Source organism: Salinivibrio sp. IB282, assembly GCF_001995685.1.
In the GTDB taxonomy this organism is placed as follows: Bacteria; Pseudomonadota; Gammaproteobacteria; order Enterobacterales; family Vibrionaceae; genus Salinivibrio; species Salinivibrio kushneri.
Genome location: NZ_MUET01000096.1, coordinates 1 through 7,230, shown reverse-complemented (window position 1 = coordinate 7,230; position 7,230 = coordinate 1). Strand labels below are relative to the sequence as shown.

Sequence of the window (7,230 nt, the reverse complement as noted above, 5' to 3'; positions counted from 1 at the left end):
ATATAGTTTAATATATAATTTTTCTTCAGCGATGTATTAAGGTGTCTCGAAATGAGCTATGTAACAGAGCAGATACTAAAAAGCCTTCGAGACGCTCGGGTACGTAAAGGTTTTAGCCAGAGAGAGTTAAGTGCTCGTTCGGGTGTGCCTCAAAGCCATATTTCGAAAATCGAGTCTGGCGGTGTTGATTTAAGAGTATCCAGTTTGATTGCACTTGCCCGTGCACTCGACCTAGAGTTATTTGTTGCACCAAAAAAATCTGTACCTGCCATTAAGTCGATCATTCGAAGTAGCCAAGGGATCAGCGATGAAGGTGAGGCAATGTCGCCCGCTTATCAGCTAGAGGAAGACGACGATGACTAATCATGTTTCTACGCTAAACGTGTTGCTCTACGGTGAGCCCATCGCAACGATCACCAACGTGGGCAATGATAGAACACTTTTTGCCTTTATGGATTCGTACATTCATGACGAATCGCGGCCTGTATTAGGGCTTGGTTTTAAAGATTCACTGGGTGGCTTGCTGACTAACTTTAAACCGACCCAAACCAAGTTAACTCCGTTTTTCTCTAATCTTTTGCCAGAAGAAACCATGCGAAATTACCTGGCAGAGCGTGCCGGTGTGAACCCTACGCGGGAGTTTTTTCTATTGTGGGTACTGGGACAGGATTTAGCAGGCGCGATCACGGTTGAGCCAGCGGATGGTGAAGCCTTACCGCCTAATGTGCATCAAGACATTGAAGATGAAACGAAAACAGATGGGCCAATGCGTTTTTCATTGGCGGGAGTGCAATTGAAGTTTTCAGCTGTGCAGCAGGCAAATGGCGGTTTGACGATCCCAGCAACCGGTCAAGGTGGTTCTTGGGTTGTAAAATTACCGTCGTCTCGATTTCAAGCTGTGCCAGAAAATGAATATTCAATGATGGAACTGGCTCGAATGTTGGGAATGGACGTGCCAGAAACGCAGTTACTCCCTATTAATCGGATTGCTAATATCCCAAATGGCATTGGCAAATTTGGTGACAGTGCGTTTGTGATCAAGCGTTTTGATCGTGCAGATGGTCAAACTGTGCACATTGAGGACTTTGCGCAWGTGTTCGGCGTTTATCCTCAAGATAAATACAAAAAAGCCAGTATGCGGAATATTGCTCAGGTTATCGGTGTTGAAGGGCAAGACGAAGACATTGCAGAATTTACTCGCCGATTGGTGTTCAATAGTCTAATTGGAAATGCCGATATGCATTTGAAGAATTGGTCTGTGATCTATAAAGATAGGCGCACAGCATCGATTGCACCTGCTTATGACTTTGTCTCGACCATTCCTTATATCCCCGATGATAGTGCGTCGCTTAAGGTTAGCCGTAGCAAGAAATTCAGTGATTTTACGCTGGATGAGCTATCACACTTAGCTGCTAAAGCCATGTTGCCAGAAAAATTGGTGTTAGATACCGCAAAGCAAACTGTAGCAGGCTTCCATGAAGTATGGGCGAAAGAAAAAGCGCATTTACCACTTACTAAGTCGATGATTAAGGCCATCGAAGAGCACTTACGAAGCATACCACTAGGCTGAAATTTGACGTGCGTGAAGGCAAGATGATGGCCATGGGCGATAAAACCTATGCGACGAGCAATGTGCGCGAGCTCTATCTCGCGCACTGCTGAGGTTAGGTGTCGCTGTGTCCGTCGGTGCCGGTTAGTGCGATTGCGCTGAATGGGTGGTGGCAGAGCGCGTTGCTTTTGTGGTTTGGCGCGTCGGTTGCGGGCGCTTTTGGTTGCGGTGGATTTGATATTGCTGCCATGCAAAGGTCACTACAAAGCAGCCGGTGAGTAGCAATACAATAGTCGGGCCGGGGGCGCTGTCGAGATAAAACGATAAGGTCACGCCGCCCACGGCGGTGACTAAAGCGATCGCACAGGCAATCCATAACATACGGCTAAATTGCTTGCTGAGCATAAAGGCGGTGACGCCCGGTGCAATCAACATCGCCACCACTAAGATGATCCCCACGGCATGTAACCCCGCGACAATGGTGGCAATCATCACCGAGAGCAGGAGCCAGTGAAGCTTTTGTACGGGGAGCCCGAGCACGCTGGCTTGTGCGGGGTCGAACGATAGCAGCATTAAATCTCGCCCTTTAAGCAACACCAGCGCAAGCACGACTAAGCCGGTAATGGCGGCGGTGAGCAACTGTTGGTGGTTAATCCCCAACAGGTTGCCAAATAGAATATGATCAAGGTGCAAATCAGACGGGAATTGGCCTTGCAAAATCAGCCCCAGCGCGAAAAAGCCAGAAAACACAATCCCCAGTAAGGTGTCTTCTTTCACACGGCTATTTTGTTTGAGCCAATGCACACTGGTGGCGCATGCAGAACCGGCGGCAAAGGCGCCGACAATCAGCGGCAGGCCAAATAAGTTTGCTAGTACCAATCCCGGCAGCACCGCGTGTGCCACGGCATCGCCAATCAGTGACCAGCCTTTTAACACCAAATAGCAAGAAAGCAGCGCACAAGGCAGCGCCACTAAGACGGCCATGAGCAAAGCATCTTGCATAAAAGTCAGTTGATACGGATTCATTGCAGTGCCTCCTGACGTTTGGCGCGCCGCGCGAGGATCCCGTGTTTGGGGCCAAACACAAAGGCGGCTAAGAAGAGTCCCACTTGGGCCAGCACAATCAGTGCGCCGGCGTTAAGGTTGGCGAAATAGCTGATATACACCCCAAATAGCGAGGTGAGTGTGCCGATGACACCGCTCAGCACCAACACGGGCCCGAAGCGATCGCTCAATAAATAGGCGGTGGCACCGGGGGCGATTACTAAGCAAATCACCAAAAAGGCACCGACACTTTTAAGTGCCGCCATGGTGCAAGCACTGAGCAGCGCAAAAAACAGCACTTTGAGCCCCACCACAGGTAAACCAATGCAGCGGGCGTGGCTTTCATCGAAAAAAGTCAGCATAAAATCACGCCATTTCACTGCCAGCACGGTGAGGCTCACCAAGGCAATGATCAGCATTTGCATCGCATCGAGCGGGGCAATGGCGAGCAAGTTGCCCAGCATAATTTGTTGAATATCGACCGCGACGGGCGAAATCGAGACCAAAAAGAGGCCGAAGGCGAAAAAGCTCGAGAAGATTAAACCGATGATCGCATCTTGTTTTATCTGGCTACGTTGGTGCAAAAACAGCATCACGCTCGCGGCCATGCCGCCGGCAGCAAAGGCACCGAGCGAAAAGGGCAAGCCCAGCATATAAGCGCCGGCAACGCCCGGTACAATCGCATGAGAGAGGGCATCGCCCATCAGCGACCAGCCCTTGAGCATCAAAAAGGCGGAGAGCAAGCCGCACACGCCACCAATTAAGGTGGTGACCAGCAATGCCTTTTGCATGTATTGATAGGCGAGGGGATCGAGTAAGCTCATTCGCGCCGCTCCTGCGAGCTTTGTTCGCGCTTGCCATACACCACCAAGGGCCGCTCATCGTCGGAAATGACCGACAGTTCGCGCGGATCGGCATCTTGGTGGAGCTGATCGCTAGGCATCACATACTGGCGCAGTTTGCCGCCAAAAATTGCACTCAGGTTCTCGGTGGTAAAAACATGCTCGGTGTGTCCGCCTGCCACCACCGCGCGATTGACCAGCACGGTGCGATCGCAAAAGTCGGGCACGGTGCCAAGGTTATGGGTGGCAATTAAAATGGTTTTGCCTTCGTCTTTGAGCTCAAGCAGCAAACGCATAATCGACTCTTCACTGGTAACATCTACGCCAGTAAAAGGCTCATCCAGTAAAATCAGCGGGCTGTGCTGAGCCAGAGCACGGGCGAGAAAAACGCGCTTTTTCTGTCCGCCGGACAGTTCACCAATTTGGCGCTGGCGAAAGGCTGTCATATCAACGCGGGCTAAGGCTTCATCCACCGCCTGATGATCCGCCGCTTTGGGGCGACGCATAAATGACATCYTACCGTAGCGGCCCATCATCACCACGTCTTCCACTAACACCGGAAACGACCAATCGATTTCTTCCGATTGCGGCACATAAGCGACCAAGCCTGCTTTTTGCGCTTGCTTAATGGGGGTGCCGTTCACCGCAATGCTGCCACTGCCGGGATTCACAAACCCCATAATCGCTTTAAACAAGGTGGATTTGCCGCTGCCATTGGCACCCACCAAGGCAGTGATGGTTTGCGCTGGCAGCGAGAAGCTGGCGTGTTCAAGGGCACATAAGCCGTTTCGATAGACGACACGTACCTCGTTGACATCTAACACACTGGGCGTACCGTCGGTTAAATCATAGTGCGTCATGGCGTAACCCCGCTAAGACGGTTTCTGTAGTCACTGTCAGTAAGGATAGATAGTCAGGCACGGGTCCGTCAGCTTGACTGAGCGAATCGACATATAAAATGCCGCCATAGTGCGCGTCGGTTTCCGCGGCGACCTGTTTAGCGGGCGCATCAGACACGGTGCTTTCAGAAAAGACGGCACGCACTTGGTGTTCTCGCACGGTATCAATCAGTGCGCGCACTTGTTGCGGTGTGCCCTGACGCTCGGCGTTAATCGGCCATAAATAGGCTTCGTTGAGGTTTAAATCACGCGCCAGATAAGAAAACGCGCCTTCGCTACTTACTAGCCAACGCTGTGCTTCAGGGACAGCGGATAGTGCGTCTTGCGCACGCGCGAACACGGCTTGAATTTGAGCCTTGTAGGCTTTGGCATTGGCTTGATAGTGCGTTTGATTGGCAGGATCGTACTTAATCAGGGCTTGCTCGATATTATCAACGTATCGCATTGCATCAGAGGGCGACATCCACGCGTGCGGATTGGGTTTGCCGCGATACGGGCCCGAGGCAATCACAATCGGCTCCACTCCGTCCGATAAGATCACATTCGGCACTTTATCGATGTGCTGGAAAAAGCGTTCGAACCAACGCTCTAGGCCTAATCCGTTCCACATCACCACATCCGCACCTTGCGCACGCAGAATATCCCCCGGGGTGGGCTGGTAGTTGTGGATCTCAGCGCCGGGTTTAGTGAGCGATACCACCTCGGCATGCTCGCCCGCCACGTTGGCGGCCATATCAGCGAGAATGGTAAAGCTGGTCACCACTTTTAACTTGTCCGCGTGTTTTGATTGGTCGGCGTGCGCCATCGGAGAGAGCAAGAGCGCGACGATAATGATGATGTTCTTCTTCATAGGCCTTTATCTCTTTTACTATGCGTGTGACTACGGCGTGAGGTCGCCAGCCGATCATACATTAAAGATAACGGTTATGATAATCATTCTCAAGTGGATGTTAATAAAAAAGGCGCCGATAGCGCCCATTCATTGCGGCAATCAATCATTGCCACCCCCATATGGGGTTGCTGACAGTGAGCATGCACACTCAATCACGAATGGTGTCGTGCCTGGCCCACTCCATTATAGTCCAATCTTTTTCTTGCGCATGCAGGCTTAAGTGTGGGTCGGGGTTGACGGCAAAGGCGCTGTCGACTTGCTCAAGCAAGGGGACATCCCAGTGCGAGTCACTGTAGCCGTAGGTATGGCCGACAGTGTCATGGCGGTCAGATAGCCATGCCTGCATATAGTCATGCTTACCACGAAAATCGCGCACACAATGAGAAATGGAGCCGGTGTACACCCCATTTATGGTTTCCAGCTCAATCGCAATCACGGTGTCGAGCTTGAGTAGTTCGCCAATCGGCCTTGCCAAATGTGCGGCGGTATTAGACACCAGCACACAGTGGTCACCACGGTTACGGTGCCATTCAATCCGCTCTAATGCTTGGGGGACCACGACTGGCGCGACCTGTCTATCGATAAAATCAGTGACCCAGCGTTCCACTGTTTGGGTCGATTGCCCCTTCACTGGCGTGAGCTGAACGTGCATGTATTTCTCAAGATTAATCCGCGCTTTTTTGAAATCGAGATAAGCTTGACGTTCGTGTTCAACCACATTGTGTGGGGCGAGATCGCGCTGGCGAAGATACTCAAGCCACGCTTGCTTGGTGTCAGTGGCGATAAGGGTTTCGTCGAGATCGAAAAATGCGATGTTAATAGGTGCCGTCATAGCTGCTTGCTGATTGTTTTTCATGCCGTCCATCCTAGCCAGCAACTATGACGATTGGGTTTCAGTGTGCGACAAAAAGCCCCGGAGGACCCGAGGCTTCATCATGATATTGACTGACGGTGGTTTACTGACGGATACCTTCGACGTGCAGCTCCATATCAACATAGGTGGCAGGGCCCATGGTAGGAATCCCGAAGTCTTCTAGCTCCAGGCGGGTGTTACCCATAAAGCCTGCGCGGTAGTTGCCCCAAGGATCCTCACCGTGGCCAACCAGCTCTGCGTCGATTTCAATCGGCTTAGTTTGGCCATGCAAGGTGAGATCGCCTGCGATGGTCATCGAGCCGTCACCGTTGTCGGTTACCTTGGTGCTTTCAAAGGATGCTTGGCCATATTCGCCCACATCCAGGAAATCACCGCTACGAATGTGCTTATCACGCTCGGCGTGGTTAGAATCAATACTGGCTGTATCAATCGTCACCGACACACTTGATGCGCCAATGTTATCTGGGTCGAATTCAAATTGGCCGTCAAACGTATTAAAACGACCTTTGGTAAAGCTGTAACCTAGGTGTGGCACTTTGAAGTTGACCGAGGCATGTGCGCCTTTGGTGTCAATCATATAAGTGTCTGCCAGTGCAGGCCCAGATAAGAGTGTCGCGGCGCTCATTCCCATGGCTAACATGAGTTTTTTCATTTCGGGTTTCCTCCGATCATCTTCCGTAACGTATTGTCTTTATCTTTAAAATGGTGTTTAAGTGCCATAATGGCATGGCCTGCTGCTAACACAATCAAGGTGATGGCGACGTAGTAGTGTATATCGCCAGCAATGTCTGATTGATTAGGAAACAGCTCCCCTGCGCTCGGCACGGTAAACCAGGTGAATACTTCAATCCCACGTCCGTCTGAGGTTGAGATCAAGTATCCAGAGACAAACAGTGTGGCAAGGAGCAGGTAAATAGTATGATGGCCTGCTGTTGCCGCTTTACGTTCCCAAGCCTTACCTTCAACGGTGGGCATAGTGTGTGTTGCTTTCCACACAAGTCGACCAACAGTCGTTATCGCCAGTAATATGCCTATCGATTTGTGCCAGTGTGGCGCAGTTTGATACCAACTACTGTAGTAGCTCAAGTCGACCATCCACAATCCGACAGCGAAAAGGCCAACGATAACGA

The 7,230-nt window shown here is 51.2% G+C and carries 9 protein-coding genes; 2 read left to right on the top strand and 7 right to left on the bottom strand.

Features of this window, described 5'->3' with window-relative positions:
* The first annotated feature begins 51 nt into the window (after positions 1-51).
* Positions 52-363, top strand: a complete 312-nt coding sequence (locus tag BZG14_RS14160) for a helix-turn-helix domain-containing protein (protein ID WP_021024254.1) — start codon at positions 52-54, stop codon at positions 361-363.
* On the top strand, positions 356-1,570 hold the full coding sequence (locus tag BZG14_RS14155; protein ID WP_077609032.1) for a type II toxin-antitoxin system HipA family toxin: 1,215 nt from the start codon (positions 356-358) through the stop codon (positions 1,568-1,570). The genes BZG14_RS14160 and BZG14_RS14155 overlap by 8 nt, the downstream gene beginning before the upstream one ends.
* Positions 1,571-1,693: 123 nt before the next feature.
* On the opposite strand, the gene BZG14_RS14150 is transcribed toward BZG14_RS14155, so the two are convergent.
* The 7 genes from BZG14_RS14150 to BZG14_RS14120 form a co-directional block, all read right to left on the bottom strand.
* Positions 1,694-2,575, bottom strand: a complete 882-nt coding sequence (locus BZG14_RS14150) for a metal ABC transporter permease (protein WP_077461388.1) — start codon at positions 2,573-2,575, stop codon at positions 1,694-1,696.
* Positions 2,572-3,417: a metal ABC transporter permease gene (locus tag BZG14_RS14145; protein ID WP_077486615.1), complete on the bottom strand. Its 846-nt coding sequence runs from the start codon at positions 3,415-3,417 to the stop codon at positions 2,572-2,574. Before BZG14_RS14145 ends, BZG14_RS14150 begins: the two co-directional genes overlap by 4 nt.
* Entirely contained in the window at positions 3,414-4,295 is an 882-nt protein-coding gene (locus tag BZG14_RS14140; RefSeq protein ID WP_077609031.1) for an ATP-binding cassette domain-containing protein, read from the bottom strand. Before BZG14_RS14140 ends, BZG14_RS14145 begins: the two co-directional genes overlap by 4 nt.
* Complete coding sequence (locus tag BZG14_RS14135; protein WP_077609030.1) at positions 4,282-5,184, bottom strand: metal ABC transporter substrate-binding protein; 903 nt, start codon at positions 5,182-5,184, stop codon at positions 4,282-4,284. The genes BZG14_RS14140 and BZG14_RS14135 overlap by 14 nt, the downstream gene beginning before the upstream one ends.
* 190 nt (positions 5,185-5,374) lie before the next feature.
* On the bottom strand, positions 5,375-6,082 hold the full coding sequence (locus BZG14_RS14130) for an HAD family hydrolase (protein WP_158011764.1): 708 nt from the start codon (positions 6,080-6,082) through the stop codon (positions 5,375-5,377).
* Between the two features lie 100 nt (positions 6,083-6,182).
* Positions 6,183-6,752: a YceI family protein gene (locus BZG14_RS14125; protein ID WP_077486619.1), complete on the bottom strand. Its 570-nt coding sequence runs from the start codon at positions 6,750-6,752 to the stop codon at positions 6,183-6,185.
* Positions 6,749-7,230 (bottom strand): cytochrome b (locus BZG14_RS14120; RefSeq protein ID WP_108743570.1); only part of this gene is annotated, 482 nt, incomplete at its 5' end. The genes BZG14_RS14120 and BZG14_RS14125, both read right to left, overlap by 4 nt.

Coding starts and splice junctions, on each gene's coding strand:
- BZG14_RS14145 (WP_077486615.1), bottom strand. CDS start 3,417: ATGAGCTTACTCGATCCCCTCGCCTATCAATACATGCAAAAGGCATTG.
- BZG14_RS14130 (WP_158011764.1), bottom strand. CDS start 6,082: ATGAAAAACAATCAGCAAGCAGCTATGACGGCACCTATTAACATCGCA.
- BZG14_RS14135 (WP_077609030.1), bottom strand. CDS start 5,184: ATGAAGAAGAACATCATCATTATCGTCGCGCTCTTGCTCTCTCCGATG.
- BZG14_RS14150 (WP_077461388.1), bottom strand. CDS start 2,575: ATGAATCCGTATCAACTGACTTTTATGCAAGATGCTTTGCTCATGGCC.
- BZG14_RS14160 (WP_021024254.1), top strand. CDS start 52: ATGAGCTATGTAACAGAGCAGATACTAAAAAGCCTTCGAGACGCTCGG.
- BZG14_RS14125 (WP_077486619.1), bottom strand. CDS start 6,752: ATGAAAAAACTCATGTTAGCCATGGGAATGAGCGCCGCGACACTCTTA.